General features: G+C 75.6%; 14 protein-coding genes. 3 read left to right on the top strand and 11 right to left on the bottom strand.

What is annotated here, in order from left to right; all coding sequences use genetic code 11:
* Nucleotides 1-81: 81 nt before the first annotated feature.
* The 8 genes from BMW99_RS16985 to rimP all read right to left on the bottom strand — a co-directional run bounded on the left by BMW99_RS16985 (nt 82) and on the right by rimP (nt 11,777).
* Complete coding sequence (locus tag BMW99_RS16985; RefSeq protein ID WP_245791496.1) at nt 82-4,158, bottom strand: trypsin-like peptidase domain-containing protein; 4,077 nt, start codon at nt 4,156-4,158, stop codon at nt 82-84.
* A gap of 467 nt (nt 4,159-4,625) precedes the next feature.
* Entirely contained in the window at nt 4,626-5,537 is a 912-nt protein-coding gene (gene truB, locus BMW99_RS16980) for a tRNA pseudouridine(55) synthase TruB (RefSeq protein WP_069464382.1), read from the bottom strand.
* On the bottom strand, nt 5,534-6,079 hold the full coding sequence (gene rbfA / locus BMW99_RS16975) for a 30S ribosome-binding factor RbfA (RefSeq protein ID WP_069464381.1): 546 nt from the start codon (nt 6,077-6,079) through the stop codon (nt 5,534-5,536). The genes truB and rbfA overlap by 4 nt, the downstream gene beginning before the upstream one ends.
* 130 nt (nt 6,080-6,209) lie before the next feature.
* Nucleotides 6,210-6,503: a DUF503 domain-containing protein gene (locus BMW99_RS16970; RefSeq protein ID WP_069464380.1), complete on the bottom strand. Its 294-nt coding sequence runs from the start codon at nt 6,501-6,503 to the stop codon at nt 6,210-6,212.
* A gap of 95 nt (nt 6,504-6,598) precedes the next feature.
* On the bottom strand, nt 6,599-9,697 hold the full coding sequence (gene infB, locus BMW99_RS16965) for a translation initiation factor IF-2 (RefSeq protein WP_075017060.1): 3,099 nt from the start codon (nt 9,695-9,697) through the stop codon (nt 6,599-6,601).
* Nucleotides 9,698-9,857: 160 nt separating this feature from the next.
* Nucleotides 9,858-10,136, bottom strand: a complete 279-nt coding sequence (locus tag BMW99_RS16960; RefSeq protein ID WP_075017059.1) for a YlxR family protein — start codon at nt 10,134-10,136, stop codon at nt 9,858-9,860.
* 91 nt (nt 10,137-10,227) lie between these two features.
* Nucleotides 10,228-11,214, bottom strand: a complete 987-nt coding sequence (nusA, locus tag BMW99_RS16955) for a transcription termination factor NusA (protein ID WP_069462724.1) — start codon at nt 11,212-11,214, stop codon at nt 10,228-10,230.
* A gap of 2 nt (nt 11,215-11,216) precedes the next feature.
* Entirely contained in the window at nt 11,217-11,777 is a 561-nt protein-coding gene (rimP, locus tag BMW99_RS16950) for a ribosome maturation factor RimP (protein WP_069462725.1), read from the bottom strand.
* A 134-nt stretch (nt 11,778-11,911) separates the two neighbouring features.
* Between rimP and BMW99_RS16945 the strand changes: the two genes are divergently transcribed.
* The 3 genes from BMW99_RS16945 (at nt 11,912) to BMW99_RS16935 (ending at nt 14,014) form a co-directional block, all read left to right on the top strand.
* Nucleotides 11,912-12,487 carry a hypothetical protein gene (locus BMW99_RS16945; RefSeq protein ID WP_245791495.1) on the top strand — a complete coding sequence of 192 codons (576 nt, stop codon included), beginning with the start codon at nt 11,912-11,914 and terminating at the stop codon, nt 12,485-12,487.
* A gap of 8 nt (nt 12,488-12,495) precedes the next feature.
* Entirely contained in the window at nt 12,496-13,005 is a 510-nt protein-coding gene (locus BMW99_RS16940) for a ferritin-like domain-containing protein (RefSeq protein ID WP_079176085.1), read from the top strand.
* Nucleotides 13,006-13,069: 64 nt separating this feature from the next.
* A complete protein-coding gene (locus BMW99_RS16935; protein ID WP_075017057.1) occupies nt 13,070-14,014 on the top strand; it encodes an aminoglycoside phosphotransferase family protein in 945 nt (314 codons plus the stop codon).
* Between the two features lie 66 nt (nt 14,015-14,080).
* Here the strand turns inward: BMW99_RS16935 and BMW99_RS16930 are convergent, their stop codons facing one another.
* The 3 genes from BMW99_RS16930 to BMW99_RS16920 form a co-directional block, all read right to left on the bottom strand.
* Complete coding sequence (locus BMW99_RS16930; protein WP_069462618.1) at nt 14,081-15,775, bottom strand: proline--tRNA ligase; 1,695 nt, start codon at nt 15,773-15,775, stop codon at nt 14,081-14,083.
* A gap of 127 nt (nt 15,776-15,902) precedes the next feature.
* Nucleotides 15,903-16,496 (bottom strand): GNAT family N-acetyltransferase, encoded by a 594-nt coding sequence (locus BMW99_RS16925; RefSeq protein ID WP_069462619.1) that lies wholly within the window; start codon nt 16,494-16,496, stop codon nt 15,903-15,905.
* 123 nt (nt 16,497-16,619) lie between these two features.
* Nucleotides 16,620-17,465, bottom strand: coding sequence for a GNAT family N-acetyltransferase (locus BMW99_RS16920; protein ID WP_069464328.1), 846 nt, complete (start codon nt 17,463-17,465; stop codon nt 16,620-16,622).
* Nucleotides 17,466-17,592: the final 127 nt, after the last annotated feature.

Raw genomic sequence — 17,592 nt, 5'->3', positions numbered from 1 at the left:
CGGGCGCGGGCCGGCACGCCTTGGACGGCCGGGGCGGCGGCGCGGGGGCCGGTCAGCGGGTGCGGCCGCCGGGCGTGGCGGTCACGGGACCGTGGCCAGGGTGCGGTGCGCACTGGGGCCGATGAGGCTGTCCCAGATGTGGCCGTCGGCCAGCCAGGCGCGAACCAGGCACGCGAAGTCCGGTGCGGTGGAAGCGAGTTCGACGATGCGGCGGTCGAAGAGCGCGGCGCCGTCGGGAGTGCGGACGAGCAGGAGCGCGACCTGGTGGACGAGGTCGCGGGTGAGGAGCGGGTGCCGCTGGCGGGCGCCCGCGGCCGCCGCGGTGAGGAGCGCGTCCAGGACCTCGGGGTCGCGCTCGGACTCCAGCACGGACTCCAGAAGTTCCTGGCGCAGGGCACGCGACAGGTGGGAGCCGGGGGCTGCGAACACCGGGACGAGGAGGGCCCGCACCGGCGCCGGGTGGTCGCGCAGCAGCGCCGTGGCCAGGGGCAGCAGCACCGCCCGGACGCCCGGCCCCTGTTCGAGCCGCAGGTCCAGGTAGCCGGCGACGGCCTCGGCCTGGCCGGGCCGATGACGCAGCAGGCCCTGGACGAGGACGGCGGTGCGGCGGGCGAGCGCGGGGGCGGCGACGGCGGCGAGCGCCTGCAGCGCCTCGGCGGTGCCGCCGTCCGCCCGCCGCAGCCGGTGCTGGAACGCGGCGAGCACGGGCTCCGGGTGCGTGGTGAGCGCGGCGGCCACGGCGGCGGGCGGCAGGGCGGGGTCGCCGTCGGCGAAGTGCCGCAGGGCGGCGGGCAGATGACGCGACCGGGTGGCCGGGTCGCGGACCAGCAGGCCGAGGGCGGCGCCGTGCAGCGTGCAGTCGCCGGCGCGGGCCAGGATCGCCAGCGCGGCATAGCGCAGCAGCTCGCGGTCGGCGTCGGAGCGGACGTGCGGCGCGGTCCTGGCGCCGTACGTCGCCGCGGCGACGTGGCGGTCGGGGCGGGCGTCGTGCGCCCAGCGGTCGACCGCGCGGCACACGGCGGACGGCTCGTCCTCGGCCAGCGCGGTGAGGACGTCGTCGGCGGCCGGCTGTCCCGCCCCGACGAGGGCGTCGGCGAGGTCGTCGACGGCCAAGCGGCGGTGCGTGTGCAGCAGCGCCTGGGCGGCCGACGCCACGGTGAGCCGCGGCTCGCCCTGCAGCGGCCGGTCGTCGTCGAACCAGCCGCAGACGGCGGCCATCGCCGGGCCGGGCTCGGCGCGCAGCAGGGGGGAGACGGCGCCGAGGAAGCGGTCGCCGGCCGCCTGGCGGGTGGCGTGCGGCGGGCCGTCGGCGGGCAGCAGCAGCCGCAGCAGGTCGAGCCGGTCGGCGGCGGGGAGCGGCAGCTGCTGCCAGAACCGGGGGCCGAACGCGGCGAGGCCGCCGGGACCGAGCGCCGCGAAACCGCCGCGCGCCACCGAGCGGACCACGATGCGCCCGGCGAGCCCGCGCAGCACCTCCCGGTACGGCCGCGCGTCGGGGACCCGCAGCAGCACCTCGCGCAGCAGGTGCGCCGCCCACCAGGCGGCGTCCCGCCGGCGTGCGGCCGGCCCGTACGCACCGCCGTCCTCCCCGGCGTGCTCCCCGGCGGCCGGCCCGGCGGCAGGTGCTGGGCCGGGCACGGGTTCCGGACGCGGCTCCGGACGCGGTCGTCCAGCGGCGGCCTTGGGCGTCGCGGCGGCGGACCGGCGGGTGCGCTGGTTCGGCACCGTGTCGGCGTCCAGGTCGACGGGCTCGCTCCCGGCGCGGGGCGGGGCCGGTGCGCGGGGAGGCAGGAGCGACGGGTGGTCGAGGGCGTCGACCAGGCCGTGGAGGTGGGTGGTGAGGATCTCCGGCGGGGCCAGCAGGAGGGCCTGGACGACGGGTGCCGCGCGGTGGTGCGGGACGGGCAGGCTGCGGGGGAACGCCGGGGCCAGCGCGGGCGCGGGCGGGACGGGGGGCGCCTGTCCGGCACGCGTGGCCGGGGTCGTGGGCACGGGGGGACGGGACGGCAGGCGGACGGGGGCCTCCGCGGGTGCGCCCGCGGGCGCGAACCAGCGGTGGACCAACGCGTAGAGCGCGGCCGGGACGTCGAGGTGCAGGGCCTGCAGCCAGTCCGCCGCCTCCTCGTGCGCGAAGCGGTAGCCCGCCCCGGACGGGACGAGCAGGCCCTCGGTGAGGACCGCCGAGGCCCAGCCCGTGCGCCACGGGAACAGCTCCTCGAACGCCTCACGGTCCAACTCGCCCTGGCCCGGGCCCAGGCAGCGCCGCGCGGCCTCGTGGACCTGGCCCGCCACCCGGGCGGCCAGCCGCCGCACCGCCGTACCCCGCAGGGGCGGCTCGGACGCGGCGGCGAGCCGTACCGCGATCCGCAGGCACACCAGGTCCAGGTGGGCGGCGAACACCTCCACCCGGCTCGGGGGCGCCCGCCGCTCGCCCTCGCCGGGGTCCAGCTCCTCGGGCAGCGCGGCCTTCACCTCGGACAGCAGCCGCAGGGCCAGCGGGTGCGCGGCGTCGGCCGCCGCGAGTTCACCGGGCCGGACCCCGTGCCGGGAGCGGGCGCGGGCCGCCTGCTCGTCGGTCAGGTCGCCGAGCGGCAGGCACGGCGGCAGGTCCCGCCGGAGATCCCGCGGGAGATCCCGCGGCAGGAGGCCCCGGGGCGCCGTGGGCGCACCGGACAGCAGGCCGGGCGGCAGCAGCGCGCCGGCCTGCTCCCAGAACTCCGGGCGGCACGCCACCACCAGCCGGACCCGGCCGGCCCGCAGCCACGTCGCGGTGCCCGCGGTCCAGTCGGCGAGGGCGTGGGCCAGGACGGGCGGCATCTCCTCGGGGGCGTCGAGCACCACCAGCAGCGGGCGGCCCGCGCGGTGGGCGAGGCCGGCGACGGCGTCGGGCGAGGGGTCCTCGACGCCGGCGGCCGGCCAGGAGGCGGTACCCGCGGAGTACGGGTGGCGGCCCGCGCCGACGATCCGGGCGGCGGTGCGCAGCGACCGCTCGACGGCGTCCCTGAGACCGCCGTCGCCCGGCCGCAGTTCCGCCCCGCGCAGCCACAGGGTCGGCGCCGGGTGCGGCCCGCGGGCGCGGAGCGCGGCGAGCCGGGCGAGTTCGGTGGTGCGGCCGGTGCCGGGTTCGCCCACCACGCCGAGCACCAGCGGGGCCGGCGGGTCGCCGGCCGCGGGCACACCCGTCGCCGCGGCGTTCGTCGCGGCCGTCGCGTTCGTCGCGGCGGAGGCGACCCCGGCCACGGGCCCCGAGGCCGGGGTGTCGTCACCGTCGGCCGCCGCCAGGAACGCGCGGAACGCGGCGGCGACGTCCTCGCGGGCGACCGGCTCGCGCCACTCCCCCGGGCCCGCCGCGCTCCCCACCGACGTGCCGGTGAGCTGGAGCGCGCCCGCGAGGTTGAGATGCCCGCCGTAGGCGGGGACCGTGGCCGCGTTGCGCTCCAGCAGCGCGGCCAGCGGAGCGGCGGCCGACCCGGCGGTGAGCGGTACGGCGAAGCCGGCGGCCCGGTGCCCGGCGTGCAGGGCGGTCGCCACCACGCCGAGCACCGCGCCGGTCGCCGCGTCGAGCAGGGGGGCGCCGGACACCTGCGGTGCCGCGCGCGCCAAGTCCCCGTCTTCCAGAGTGAGTTCGTAGACCTCGCCAAGCAGGTGGAAGCGGTCGGTCGCGGTATAGGTGACGACCGTGGTGCCCAGGACGGTGGCGTCGACCCGCCGCGGCAGGTGCAGCCGCGCGCGCCGCTCGGGGTGGACGGGGCCGTGCGGGGCGACGGGCAGCGGCGGGACGGCCAGTCCCTCGGTGGCGACCAGCGCGAGCCCGGACTCGGGAAGGGCGGTGACGGCCTCGGCCTCGACCAGGCATACCTGGCCGCCGGGAGCGTGGAGCACGAGGCGCGCGAGGCCGTCGACCGCCTCGTGACTGGTGATCATCGTGCCGTCGGCGTCCGCGAGGAAGCCCGTGCCGCGCGGGCGGCCCGCCAGGTCGCAGATCCGGATCAGCGGGTCGTCGGATGCGCCGCCGCCGGACGCCCACGCGCCTCCGGTCGCACCGTGTCCGGCGCCCCCGCCCGCGCGCCGTTCAGCCCCTTCCGGCAGCCCGTCAGGGGCGTCGCCCGGCGCGCCGCCGGACGCCTCGCGGCGCCGCGCGCCCCCGTGTGCCGCCATCACGGCACCTCCCCGTCCACTTGCCCCCGCTTGCGCGAAAGCGCCCCGTTTCGTCCCCCTTCGACGGTAGGCGCCGGATGATCTCCCGCCTAGACCGCGGACGAAAAGCGCCCCCCGCGCACCACGGCTTCACTCCGAGCGCCCGCCCGATGGGGTGATATCCGGATGCCAGGTGGATAGGTACAGGTCAGGGGGGTGTGCCGGGGGGCCCGTGCGGCGGGACCGCTCAGGGGACAGACGGTTCCGCCGCCCGGTGCGGTCAGGAGAAGGCCGTCCCCCGGCACCTCTCCCCCGCCGCCGAAGCCGCTCCGGGGGACCCGCCCGGCGAGTCGTCCCGGAGCCTCGGGCGCGGAGCCGCGGACCAGGTAGCCGCGGCACCCGGCTCCGGCCGGCGGCCCGGTGGAGCACTCCCGAGCCGCCGCCGTCCACGCGCGTGCCCGCGACGGCTACCGCTGCTCCTGCTCCTGCTACTGCGCGAAGCCCGCCACGATCTTCGCCTTGCCCTTGTCCTCCTCGACCAGAGCGAGGAAGCGGCCGTCCGGCCCGAACACGGCGTTCGGCCCCGCGGCCAGCGCGGGCACCGTGATGCGGACGCCGTTGGCGAGCAGCTTGGCCTGTTCGGCGTCGGCGTCCCAGCGCGGGAACGCGGCCGCGGCCGCCTCCTCGATGGGCAGCACGCCGAAGGACACCTCGAGCTGCTCCAGGGTCCGGGCCCCGTCGAGGCCGTAGGGGCCGACGCGGGTGCGGCGCAGCGCCGTCAGGTGGCCGCCGACGCCGAGCCCGGCGCCCAGATCGCGGGCCAGCGCACGGATGTAGGTGCCGGAGGAGCAGACGACCGTCACGTCGAGGTCGACGACGTCCGTCGCGGCCCCGTCCGGCCCGACCGCCCGCGCGGCCCGCATGTCCTGCACGGTGAACGACGAGACGGTCACCGGGCGGGCGGGCAGCTCGAAGTCCTCGCCCTCCCGCACCCGGGTGTAGGACCGCACGCCGTTGACCTTGATCGCGCTGACCTTGGACGGCACCTGCTGGATGGGCCCGGTGAGGACGGCGATACCGGCGTCGACGGCCTCACGGGTGACGCCGGTCGCGGCGACGGAGGCGGTGACCTCGCCCTCCGCGTCGTCGGTCACCGTGGTCTGGCCGAGCCGGATGGTGCCCGTGTACTCCTTCTCGGTCAGCGCGAGGTGACCGAGCAGGCGGGTGGCCTTCTCGACGCCGATGATCAGGACGCCGGTGGCCATGGGGTCGAGGGTTCCGGCGTGCCCGACCCGGCGTGTGCCGGCCAGCCGCCGCATCCGGGACACCACGCCGTGCGAGGTGAGCCCCCCGGGCTTGTCGACGATCACCAGCCCGGAGGGTCCCTGTGGACGTGTCATGCCTGCGTGGAACCGTCCTCGTCGGAGCCGGCGGCCTTGCCGGCCGCGTCGTCCGGACCAGCCGCGGCGTCCGGACCAGCCGCGGCGTCCGGGGCGTCGTCCAGGTCGGAGGCGTCCTCGTCGTCCGCCGGCTTGCGGTACGGATCGGCGTCGCCGGCGTACTGCGCGTCGGTGGCGGTCTTGCGCACCTGCTCGTCGGAGGCGCGGGCCTTGGCGAGCAGGTCGTCGATGGTGCGGGCGTTGTCCGGCAGGGCGTCGGCCACGAAGGCCAGGGACGGGGTGAAGCGCACGCCCGTCTGCCGGCCGACCTCCGAGCGCAGCACGCCCTTGGCGCTCTCCAGCGCGGCCGCGGACGCGGCACGCTCCTCGTCGTCCCCGTAGACCGTGTAGAAGACCGTCGCCTCCCGCAGGTCACCGGTGACCCGGGTGTCGGTGATCGTCACGTAGCCCAGCCGGGGGTCCTTGATCCGGCGCTGCAGGGTCTCCGCGACCACGACCCGGATGCGGTCCGCCAGCTTTCGCGCCCGCGCGGTGTCGGTCATCGTCTTCTTCTCTCTTCTTCGCGTTCAGGTGCGCGTACGGACGCGCAGTCCACTCCGTGCCGGGCCGGCGCCCGACGCCGTCAGCCGTCCCCGGTCGTCGACAGCCGTCGTCGGCCGCCGTAGGCCGCCGTCAGTCGTCGTCGCCGTGGATCCGCTGCCGTGCCGACAGCAGTTCCACCTCGGGCCGGGCGGCCATCCAGCGCTCGCACCGGTCGAGGACGTCCTTGATGTGCCCCGGATCGCCGGACACCACCGCGATTCCTATCTCGGCCCTGCGGTGCAGGTCCTGCCCGCCGGTCTCCGCCACGCTCACCCCGAATCTGCGCTGCAGTTCGGCGACGATCGGGCGGACGACGGACCTCTTCTCCTTCAGCGACCGTACGTCACCGAGCAGCAGGTCGAAGCTCTGAGCGCCTACGTACATGCCATCGAAGGTACAGGCGACGGCCGGGGCCGATCGACAGGATTTCTCCCGCCGACCGGCCCCGGACCGGTGTCACGCCTGTGCGACGTGCCGGATCAGCCGCGCGGCTTCTCCCGCATCTCGTACGTCGCGATGACGTCGTCGATCTTGATGTCGTTGTAGTTGCCGAGGTTGATACCGCCCTCGTAACCCTCACGAATCTCGGTGACGTCGTCCTTGAAGCGGCGCAGACCCTCGATGTTGAGGTTCTCCGCGATGACCTTGCCGTCGCGCACGAGGCGGGCCTTGGTGTTGCGGCGGACCTCGCCGGAGCGGACCAGCACACCGGCGATGTTGCCGAGCTTGGAGGAGCGGAACACCTCGCGGATCTCGGCGGTGCCGAGCTCCACCTCCTCGTACTCGGGCTTCAGCATGCCCTTGAGCGCCGCTTCGATCTCCTCGATGGCCTGGTAGATCACCGAGTAGTAGCGGACGTCCACACCCTCGCGCTCGGCCATCTGCGTGGCACGCCCGGCGGCGCGCACGTTGAAGCCGATCACGATGGCGTCGGAGCCGGTCGCCAGGTCGATGTCCGACTCGGTGACCGCACCCACGCCGCGGTGCAGCACGCGGATGTCGACCTCCTCGCCGACGTCGAGCTGCAGCAGCGAGGACTCCAGGGCCTCGACCGAACCGGACGCGTCGCCCTTGATGATGAGGTTGAGTTCCTGCACCTCACCGGCCTTGAGCGCCTCGTCCAGGTTCTCCAGCGAGAACCTGCGGCCCTTGCGGGCGAACGCGGCGTTGCGCTCGCGGGCGGCCCGCTTCTCGGCGATCTGGCGTGCCGTGCGGTCCTCGTCGACGACGATGAAGCTGTCGCCGGCGCCCGGGACGTTGGTCAGGCCCAGGACCTGGACCGGCGTCGAGGGACCCGCCTCTTCGACGGTGTTGCCCGCGTCGTCGAGCATGGCGCGGACGCGGCCGTAGGCGTCGCCGACGACCATGGTCTCGCCGACCCGCAGCGTGCCGCGCTGCACCAGGACGGTCGCGGTCGCGCCGCGGCCCTTGTCCAGGTGCGCCTCGATCGCGATGCCCTGCGCGTCCTGCTCCGGGTTGGCCCGCAGGTCGAGCGAGGCGTCGGCGGTGAGGATCACGGCCTCCAGCAGGCTGTCGATGTGCAGACCCTGCTTGGCGGAGATGTCGACGAACATGGTGTCGCCGCCGTACTCCTCGGCCACCAGACCGAACTCGGTGAGCTGACCGCGCACCTTGGTCGGGTCGGCGCCCTCGACGTCGATCTTGTTGACCGCGACCACGATCGGCACGTCGGCCGCCTTGGCGTGGTTCAGCGCCTCGATCGTCTGCGGCATCACACCGTCGTTCGCCGCCACCACCAGGATGGCGATGTCGGTGGACTTCGCACCACGGGCACGCATGGCGGTGAACGCCTCGTGACCCGGGGTGTCGATGAAGGTGATGGCCCGCTCTTCGCCGTTGACCTCGGTGGCGACCTGGTAGGCACCGATGTGCTGGGTGATGCCGCCGGCCTCGCCCGCGACCACGTTGGTCTTGCGGATCGCGTCGAGCAGGCGGGTCTTGCCGTGGTCGACGTGACCCATGACGGTGACCACCGGGGGCCGGGAGACCAGGGCCTCTTCGCCGCCCTCGTCCTCACCGAACTCGATGGAGAACGACTCGAGCAGCTCGCGGTCCTCCTCCTCCGGGCTGACGATCTCCAGCACGTAGTTCATCTCGCCGGCGAGCAGCTCCAGCGTGGAGTCGGACACCGACTGGGTGGCCGTGACCATCTCACCGAGGTTGAGCATCACCTGGACGAGCGACGCCGGGTTGGCGTTGATCTTCTCGGCGAAGTCGGTGAGCGAGGCACCGCGCGACAGGCGCACGGTCTGGCCGTTGCCGCGGGGCAGCAGCACGCCGCCCACGGACGGGGCCTGCATGGCCTCGTACTCCTGGCGCCTCTGCCGCTTGCTCTTGCGCCCGCGCGCCGGACGGCCGCCGGGGCCGCGACCGAACGCGCCCTGCGTGCCACCACGGCCACCCGGGCCGCCGGGACGGCCGCCGAAGCCGCCGGGACGGGGGCCGAAGCCGCCGCCACCGCCGGGAGCGCCGCCGCCACCGGGACGGGGACCGCCGAAGCCGCCACCGCCACCCGGACGGCCACCGCCGCCGGGACCGGCCGGACGGCCGGCGAAGCCGCCGCCACCGCCGGGACGACCGCCGCCGCCACCGCCGGGACGACCACCAGGACCGCCGCCGGGACGGCCACCAGGACCGCCGCCGGGACGACCGCTGGGGGCGGACGGGCGCTGCGGCATCATGCCGGGGTTGGGACGCGGGCCGGAGGCCTGCGGACGAGGCATCCCGCCCGGGCTCGGACGCGATCCGCCCGGACCGCCCGCACCGCCGGGAGCACCGGGACGCGGCGCGCCGCCGGGACGCGGGGCGCCGGCGCCGGGACCGCCGGGACGCGGGGCACCGCCCTGGCCGCCGCCGGGACGCGCCGCGCCACCGGGGCGCGGCATGCCGGTGGAGCCGGACGAGGTGAACGGGTTGTTGCCGGGGCGCGGACCCGCGGGGCGCGGGGCGCCGGGGCGTGCGCCGCCCTGGGCCGGACGGCCGCCGCCGGGACGCGGCGCACCGCCCTCGCCACGACGCTCGCCCTGGCCGGACGAGGCCGGACGGGCCGGGCGCGGGCCGGGAGCGGCACCACTGGGTCGCGGGGACCCGGAGGGCGCGGACGGCGCCGAGGGCGCGGCCGGGTTCGCCGGACCGGCCGCCGGGGCCTGGAACTCCGCGGCCGGCACGGGGGCCGACGGCGCGGGCTTGGGCGCCGGCTTCGGGCCGGGGCGCGGGCCGGACGCCGGCGCGGAGCCGGTGCTCGGCGCGGCCGGGGCCGCGGGGGTGGTGGGGCCGCCCGGCTTCGGTGCCTGGGCAGCAGGACGGGCCGGCGCACCCGGGGTCGGGGCCGGCTTCGAGGGCGCCGCCTTGCGGGGCGCGGACGGCTTGGCAGCGGACTTGCCGGCGGCTCCGCCGCCGGGTCCCTGGAAAGCGTCAGTCAGTTTGCGGACAACCGGTGCCTCGATGGTCGAGGACGCCGAACGGACGAATTCGCCGAGTTCCTGGAGCTTGGCCATGACGACCTTGCTCTCGACTCCCATCTCCTTGGCGAGTTCGTATACCCGGACCTTAGCCACTTCGCTCCTTCTAGGTCCGGGGTGGTCGTCCGCCGGACCGTCGCTACTTCATGGGCGTACTCATCGCGTACTCATCGAGTGCTCATCGCAATCTCGACCTACTTCCGACTCGCGAGGTACCTGACCGCACGGTGTTGCCCGTGCCGTACTTCTTTTCTTCCTACGGGGCTGCCCGCTCGACGTACCGGCGCAGATCCGCCGTGTCGGGCGTCACCGGTGCTCTGAAGGCCCGGGTGAACGCCCGGCGGCGGACCGCCAGGTCAAGACAGGCAAGGGCGGGATGCAGATATGCACCCCGACCGGGCAGCGTACCGCGATGATCGGGTACGCACGCGTCCCCGACCGCCGCCACACGCAGCAGACCGCTCTTGGCCGCTCGCTCCCGGCAGCCGATGCACGTGCGCTCCGGGCATGCTGGGTTCAGCGTCCGACCAGACATCCTTTAGTCTACCTCCCCGCACCGTCGTCACTCCTTCGAGTGCACGAGCGCACGGTTGTTCGTCTGCCATCCGCCCGGCGGTTGGCCGGAATCAGCTCTCCGGCTGCTCCGTGTCCGGCCGGATGTCGATCCGCCACCCGGTGAGGCGAGCCGCCAGCCGGGCGTTCTGCCCCTCCTTGCCGATCGCCAGCGACAGCTGGTAGTCCGGCACGGTGACGCGGGCGGAACGGGCCGCGAAGTCCACCACCTCGACCTTGGACACCCGGGCGGGCGACAGCGCGTTGGCGACCATCTCCGCCGGGTCGTCGGACCAGTCGACGATGTCGATCTTCTCGCCGTTCAGCTCGGCCATCACGGCCCGCACCCGGGCGCCCATCGGACCGATGCAGGCGCCCTTGGGGTTGAGTCCGGAGCGGGTCGATCGGACCGCGATCTTGGTGCGGTGACCGGCCTCGCGCGCGATGGCCTCGATGACCACCGAGCCGTCGGCGATCTCCGGCACCTCCAGGGCGAAGAGCTTCTTCACCAGGTTCGGGTGGGTGCGCGAGAGCGTCACGGACGGACCGCGGACGCCCTTGGCGACCCGGACCACGTAGGAGCGCAGCCGGGTGCCGTGCGCGTAGTCCTCACCGGGCACCTGCTCCTGCACCGGCAGGATGGCCTCCAGCTTGCCGATGTCGACCAGCACGTTCTTGGGGTCCTTGCCCTGCTGGACCACTCCGGTGACGATGTCGCCCTCGCGGCCGGCGTACTCCCCGAACGTCACGTCGTCCTCGGCGTCGCGCAGCCGCTGCAGGATCACCTGCTTGGCGGTCGACGCGGCGATCCGGCCGAAGCCGGACGGGGTGTCGTCGAACTCGCGCGGCTCGGCGCCCTCGCCCGCGTCCTCGGGCTCCTCGGTGGCCCACACGGTGACGTGGCCGGTGTGCCGGTCCAGTTCCACGCGAGCCTTGCGGAAGCTGCCGGGCTCACGGTGGTAGGCGATGAGGAGAGCCGACTCGATCGCCTCGACGAGCAGGTCGAACGAGATCTGCCGTTCCGTCACCAAGCCCCGCAGGGCCTTCATGTCGATGTCCACGGCTACGCCTCCTCAGTGCTCTCGTCGTTCGGGTCGCTCTCGTCGGCGTGCGCCTCGGCGTCGCCGTCGTCCGCCGCCTCGCCGTCCGCCTTACGGCTGAACTCGACCTCGATCCGGGCCTTGGCGATGTCCGCGAAGTCCGCGCGGGCCGGCTTGGGCTTGCGGCCCTTGACGCCGGGCACCTCCAGGTCCAGACCGGTGTCGTCCACCGTCATGATCCGCGCGATCAGCTCTCCGCGCTCCTTGAGCTGCAGTCTGACCAGCCGTCCCGCGTTGCGCCGGAAGTGTCGCGGCTCGGTGAGCGGGCGGTCGGTGCCGGGTGAGCTGACCTCCAGCAGGTACTCCTGGTCGCCCATCGCGTCGGAGTCGTCGAGGGTGGCGGAGATCAGCCGGCTCACCTCGGCCATCGCGTCCAGGTCCACGCCTTCGTCGGCGTCCACCACGACCAGCAGCTGGCGCCGCCGTCCGGCGGCGGAGACCGTGATCTCCTCCAGGTCCAGGCCCGCCTCGACGACGAGCGGCTCGAGCAACGCGCGCAGCCTCTCGCTCTGGGTGGTGCTCATCCGGGTGACTCCTCGGCCGCGTCTGCTGTTGTCATGGAAGGTCGCGTGTACGGACAAGGCTACCTGAGTTCGCTGCTCCGTTTCGCCCGCAGGCCATGGAAACGCAGGGTGCTCCGCACCCGTAGAATCCCGTCATGATCCCCCGGATGGCGCGCCTGAGCAGGCGAAGTGTGGTGGGTGCGGCGGTCGTCGGAACCGTGGGCGGGTGTTCGGGCGGCGGCTCCCCGCGATCCGCGGACGGCAGGGGGAAAGCGCCCGCGCCGGGGACGCTCCAGCGGGCGCAGGCCGCGCGCGACAGCCTGGCGCTGCTGGCCCGGTACGACGCGACGCTCGCCGCGTATCCCGCGCTGGCCGGCCGGCTGTCCCCGCTGCGGGCCCATGTCGCCCTGCACGCCTCGGCGTTCGGCGGTAGGCCGCCGGCGCCCGCCGCCACCCCGGCCTCGCCGACGGCCCTCGCGTCCGCCGGAACGCCGTCCGCGGCACCGCCCACCCCGCGGAAGGGCGCGGGCACCGCCTCGCCCGCGCCCGCCGTGCCGTCGACGCCGGCCGCCGCGCTGGCCGCGCTCGCCGCCGCGGAACGGACGCTCGCCGACCGCCGGGCCGCGGCGCTGCTGACCGTTCCGGGCGAGCTGGCCCGGCTGATGGCGTCGGTGGCCGCGGCCGGCGCCGCCCATGTCGTGCTGCTGACCCCGGGAGCGAAGACCGTATGAGCGGAACCATGAGCGGCACGACGGGCCCGAGCGGGAGCGGCACCGGCGGCCCCCACCCGGCCGGCGGGCCCACCCCCGCGCGCACCTCCGCCCCCGCCGCGGGGCCGGCCCTCGCGGCAGCCCAGGCGGCGCTCGCCGCGGAGCACGCGGCGGTGTACGGCTACGGCGTGGTCGGGGGGCGGGTGGCCGCCGGCCGGCAGGCCGAGGCCCGCCAGGCGTACGAGGCGCACCGCGCGGCCCGCGACGCCCTGGCCCGCACGGTCGGCGACCTGGGCGGGACGCCGGTCGTGGCGGCGGCCGGGTACCGGCTGCCCTTCCCGGTGCCGGACTCCGCCGCCGCGGTGCGGCTGGCCGCCTACCTGGAGGACCACCTCGCCGGCGCCTACGGGGACCTGGTGCGGGCCGCGACGGGCGGCGTGCGCAAGGACGCGGCGGCCGCGCTCCGGGAGGCGGCGGTGCGCGCGGTGCGCTGGAGCGGCGACGGCGTAGCCTTCCCGGGGTTGGCGGAGCGCGGCTGAGTCGGCCGTGCCCGGCGGGGTCCCCGCACCGCCGGCGGCACGGACACGGAGGGAACGCAGCGCGATGGGTGAAGTGGCGGACGACGGCCGGCCGGGACACGTGGATCTGGCACCGCCGGAAAGGCTCGTCCGAACCGTCGCGGCCTGGGAGGGCGAGGCGGGCCGCGCCTGGCTCGACCGGCTGCCCGGACGGGTCGCCGGCTACCTGGAGAGCTGGCGGCTGACGCCGGAGCGGGTGTTCGCGGCGGGCGGCCAGATCAGCATGATCATCCTCGTCAGGGACGCGGACGGCACGCCCGCGGTGCTCAAGCTCGGCATGGTCACCCAGGAGACCGCCCAGGAGCACGCGGCGCTGGCGCACTGGGACGGGCGGGGCGCGGTGCGCCTGCTCGCCGCCGACGCTCCGGAGGGCGTGCTGCTGCTGGAGCGGCTGCAGGCCGACATCTCGCTGCGCTCGCTGGCCGAGCCGCGGGCCATGCTGGAGGCCGAGACGGTGCTGCAGCGGCTGTGGGTGCCGCCGGCCGACGGGCACCCCTTCACGACGGTCGCGGACTACACCGCCTTGCTGACCGGCACGCTGCGCGAGCGCCGGGAGCAGGACTGGGCGGCGGACGCCCGGCCGCTGATCGACGAGGCGCTGGCGCTGCGCGACCAGCTGCTCGCGAGCGGCACCGAGGAGGTGCTGCTGCACGGCGACTACCACCACGGCAACGTGCTGGCGGGCGAGCGGGCCGCGTGGCTGGCCATCGACCCCAAACCGCTGGCCGGCGAGCGGGCCTACGACCTGGCGTCGCTGGCCCGGGACCGGCTGTCCACGCTCGCCGCGCAGCCGGGCTCGCGGGCCGCGGCCCGCCGGCGGGTCTCCTCGCTGGCCTCCGCGCTGGACGTGGATCCCGAACGGCTGCGCGGCTGGGCGCTGTTCCGGTCGGTGGAGGCGGGGGTCTGGTACCTGTCGGTCGGCGGCCGCGACGAGGGCGAGCTGCTGCTGGAGTTCGCCAGCTGGCTGTGAACCGCACACCGCTCGGCGACGCGCCCCGGCCGGACTCCCCGGCCGGGGCGCGTCGGTGACGTGACGTCAGAGGTCGGGCCGGCTCAGGCGCCGGAGGGCCTCGGCGAGCTGGAGCTCCTCGCGCTCCCCGGTGCGCCGGTCCTTCAGCTCGACGTAGCCCTCGCCCGCGCGGCGCCCCGCGACGAGGATGACGGGGACGCCCAGCAGGTCCGCGTCGGCGAACTTGGCGCCCGGCGACACCCCGGCCCGGTCGTCGAGCAGCACCCGCAGACCGGCCGCGTGCAGCGCGTCGGCGGCGAGGGCCGCGAGCTCCGTCTGCGCCGCCTTGCCCGCGGCGACCACGTGGACGTCGGCGGGCGCCACCTCGCGGGGCCAGCACAGCCCGTGCGCGTCCGCGGTCTGCTCGGCGAGCGCCGCCACCGCCCGGGAGACGCCGATGCCGTAGGAGCCCATGGTGACCCGGACGGGCTTGCCGTCCCGGCCGAGGACGTCGACCTGGAAGGCGTCGGTGTACTTGCGGCCGAGCTGGAAGATGTGGCCGATCTCGATGGCCCGGCCCAGCGTGAGGCCGGTGCCGCAGCGGGGGCAGGGGTCGCCCTCGCGCACGGTCACCACGTCGAGGTGGCGGTCGACCTGGAAGTCGCGGCCGCACACCACGTTCGCGGCGTGCCGCCCGGGCTTGTTGGCACCGGTGATCCAGGAGGTGCCGGGCGCGATCCGCGGGTCGGCGAGGTAGGGGATGTCCAGCCCCTGGGGACCGACGTAGCCGCGCACCAGGTCGGGCCGCGCGGCGAAGTCCTCGGCGGTGACCAGTGCGACGACCGCCGGGGCCAGGTGCTCGGCGAGCTTGCCGAGGTCGACCTCGCGGTCGCCGGGCACGCCGACCGCGGTGATCTCGCCGTCGACCGTGACCAGCAGGTTCTTCAGAGTCGCGGAGGCGGGCACGCCGAGGTGCGCGGCCAGGGTCTCGATGGTGGGCGTGTCGGGGGTGTCCAGTTCCTCGACGGGCCCGGGGTCGGCGGCGGCGGGCACGGCCGCGGTGAAGACGACCGCCTCGGCGTTGGCGGCGTAGTCGCACGCGGGGCAGTCCACGAACGTGTCCTCGCCCGCGGCCGCGGGGGCCAGGAACTCCTCGGACGCCGAGCCGCCCATCGCCCCGGACACCGCGGAGACGACCCGGAAGTCCAGGCCGAGCCGCGTGAAGATCCGCTGGTACGCCTCGCGGTGCAGCCGGTAGGCCGCCGCGAGGCCCTCCTCGCCGGTGTCGAACGAGTAGGAGTCCTTCATCTGGAACTCGCGCCCGCGCAGCACCCCGGAGCGGGGCCTGGCCTCGTCGCGGTACTTGGTCTGGATCTGATAGAGGATCACCGGCAGGTCCTTGTACGAGCTGACCTGGTCCTTCACCAGCTGGGTGAAGATCTCCTCGTGGGTGGGCCCGAGCACGTAGGCGGTGCCCTTGCGGTCGGTGAGGCGGAACAGCAGGTCGCCGTACTCCTCCGCGCGGCCGGTCGCCTCGTACGCCTCCCGGGGCAGCAGCGCGGGCAGCAGCACTTCCTGGCCGCCGATGGCGTCCATCTCCTCGCGGACGATCCGCGCCACGTTGTCCAGCACCCGCTTGCCCAGCGGCAGCCAGCTCCACACGCCGGCCGACGAGCGGCGCACGTATCCGGCACGCACCAGCAGCTGGTGGCTGGTGGTCTCGGCGTCGGCCGGGGCGTCGCGCAGCGTCTTGAGCAGGATGCGGGACATGCGCTGGATCATGGCGGCCTCCGGTGGTGCGAGGGTGCGAGGGTGCGAGGGTGCGAGGGTGCGAGGGTGCGAGGGTGCGAGAAGTTGCGGGCGGGAAGTCCGGCGAGGATACCGGCCCTCGCGGGCGCTCCCCCAGCGGTTATTCAGGGCGTTCGGCGTTCCCGGGGCGGTCGGCGGCCGCGGGGTGCGGCAGGCCGCCGGGGCGCAGCAGCGGCAGCGGCGCGCCCATGACCGCGTACGGCCGGGTGGCGCTCGGGAAGTGCACCGGGCGGGCCAGGTCGCGGTAGCCGAGGTGGCGGTAGAGGTGGCGGGCCGGGGTCTCGCCGTCGATCGCCGACAGGATGCTGCGCGGCTCGCTCGCGGTGTCGGTGATGGCGGTGATCAGCCGGCGGCCGATGCCGCGGCCCTGGGCCTCGGGCAGCACGTGCAGTTCGGTGATGACGAACGACTCGTCGAGCCAGTGGTCGTTGCCGCCCCGCCGCAGATAGGGCTGGACGACGCTGGACCACCAGTGGGCGCGGTCGTTGGGCAGGCCGTAGACGAAACCGACGAGCCGTCCGTCGTCGCCGTGCGCGCCCAGCGCGCGGGCGCCCGGCAGGGCCAGGTGCCGCAGCACGATCTGCCGGCGGATGGCGACTTCCTCGGGGCCGAGCCCGAAGGCGACCGCCTGCACGGCCAGCGCCTCGTCGACGTGAGCGGCGAGGTCGAGCGGGCCGACCACCACGTTCTCCATGTCCGGCGACCTTACCGGTGCCGGGCGCCCGTCCGGTGCGGACGGCCGGGCACCGCCGGGTATCGCCGATCCGTTCGCCCGCGCCCGGGCCCCGCGGGGCAGGCGGGATGTGTCGGACAGGCCCTAGAACAGCACGCTCATGAACGCGCCGACCTCGGTGAACCCGACGCGCCGGTAGGCGGCGCGAGCGGCCGTGTTGAAGTCGTTGACGTACAGGCTGGCCAGCGGCGCGACGTCGCGCAGCGCGTAGTGCAGCACCGCCGACATGCCGGTCTCGGACAGGCCGCGGCCGCGGTGCGAGGGCGCCACCCACACGCCCTGGATCTGGCAGCTGTGCCGGGTGACGGCGCCGATCTCGGCCTTGAAGACGACCTGGCCGTCCTCGACACGGGCGAAGGCGCGGCCGGTGGAGACGAGTTCGGCGACTCGTGCCTGGTAGAGCAGGCCGCCGTCGCCGGCGAGCGGGGACACCCCGACCTCCTCGGTGAACATCGCCACGCAGGCCGGCATGATCACGTCCATCTCGTCGCGCCGCACCCGGCGCACGAGCGGGTCGGGCGCCACGTCGGCGGGCAGCGCGCGGGTGGTCATCAGCGGCTGGTGGGCGCGGACCTCGCGGGCCGGGCCCCAGTGCGGTTCGAGCTGCGTCCACAGGTCGGCGGTGGCCTCGGCGGGGCCGACGACGGACGAGCAGCGGCGGCCGGCCCGGCGGGCCCGGTCGGCGAACGCCTGGACGGCTTCGGGGGTGGCGCAGATGGGCACGAGGTTGGCGCCGGCGTAGCAGAGCGAGGTGAGCCGGCCGCCCGAGTACCAGCCCCACATCTCGCCGCCGAGCCGCCACGGGTCGAGGCCGGCGATGGTGACCCGTGAGGTCACGAAGGCGTTGGCCACCGGGTCGCGGTCGAGGACGGCGAGCGCGGCGTCGAGGTCTCCGGGGTCCAGGACGCGGGCTGTGGAATGGGTCAGCATGCGGGCGCCTCACCGTGCGGGCCGCGGGCGACGGCAAAAGATGGTCCCCGCACTTTACCTCTCGCGGGCGACCCGGGTGGCCTGCGGGTGAACCCCGCGGCAACGGGCCGGAAGCGCGGTCCGGGCC

Source organism: Actinacidiphila rubida, from assembly GCF_900110255.1.
Taxonomy (GTDB): domain Bacteria; phylum Actinomycetota; class Actinomycetes; order Streptomycetales; family Streptomycetaceae; genus Actinacidiphila; species Actinacidiphila rubida.
This window is presented reverse-complemented; position numbering and strand designations above follow the sequence as displayed.

What these genes read in the sequence shown, in the direction of transcription:
- BMW99_RS16930 (WP_069462618.1), bottom strand. Translation starts at nt 15,775, where the DNA reads ATGATCCAGCGCATGTCCCGCATCCTGCTCAAGACGCTGCGCGACGCC.
- rbfA (WP_069464381.1), bottom strand. Translation starts at nt 6,079, where the DNA reads ATGACCGACACCGCGCGGGCGCGAAAGCTGGCGGACCGCATCCGGGTC.
- BMW99_RS16935 (WP_075017057.1), top strand. Translation starts at nt 13,070, where the DNA reads ATGGGTGAAGTGGCGGACGACGGCCGGCCGGGACACGTGGATCTGGCA.
- BMW99_RS16960 (WP_075017059.1), bottom strand. Translation starts at nt 10,136, where the DNA reads ATGTCTGGTCGGACGCTGAACCCAGCATGCCCGGAGCGCACGTGCATC.
- rimP (WP_069462725.1), bottom strand. Translation starts at nt 11,777, where the DNA reads ATGAGCACCACCCAGAGCGAGAGGCTGCGCGCGTTGCTCGAGCCGCTC.
- BMW99_RS16970 (WP_069464380.1), bottom strand. Translation starts at nt 6,503, where the DNA reads ATGTACGTAGGCGCTCAGAGCTTCGACCTGCTGCTCGGTGACGTACGG.
- BMW99_RS16920 (WP_069464328.1), bottom strand. Translation starts at nt 17,465, where the DNA reads ATGCTGACCCATTCCACAGCCCGCGTCCTGGACCCCGGAGACCTCGAC.
- BMW99_RS16925 (WP_069462619.1), bottom strand. Translation starts at nt 16,496, where the DNA reads ATGGAGAACGTGGTGGTCGGCCCGCTCGACCTCGCCGCTCACGTCGAC.
- BMW99_RS16985 (WP_245791496.1), bottom strand. Translation starts at nt 4,158, where the DNA reads ATGGCGGCACACGGGGGCGCGCGGCGCCGCGAGGCGTCCGGCGGCGCG.
- truB (WP_069464382.1), bottom strand. Translation starts at nt 5,537, where the DNA reads ATGACACGTCCACAGGGACCCTCCGGGCTGGTGATCGTCGACAAGCCC.
- BMW99_RS16940 (WP_079176085.1), top strand. Translation starts at nt 12,496, where the DNA reads ATGAGCGGCACGACGGGCCCGAGCGGGAGCGGCACCGGCGGCCCCCAC.
- BMW99_RS16945 (WP_245791495.1), top strand. Translation starts at nt 11,912, where the DNA reads ATGATCCCCCGGATGGCGCGCCTGAGCAGGCGAAGTGTGGTGGGTGCG.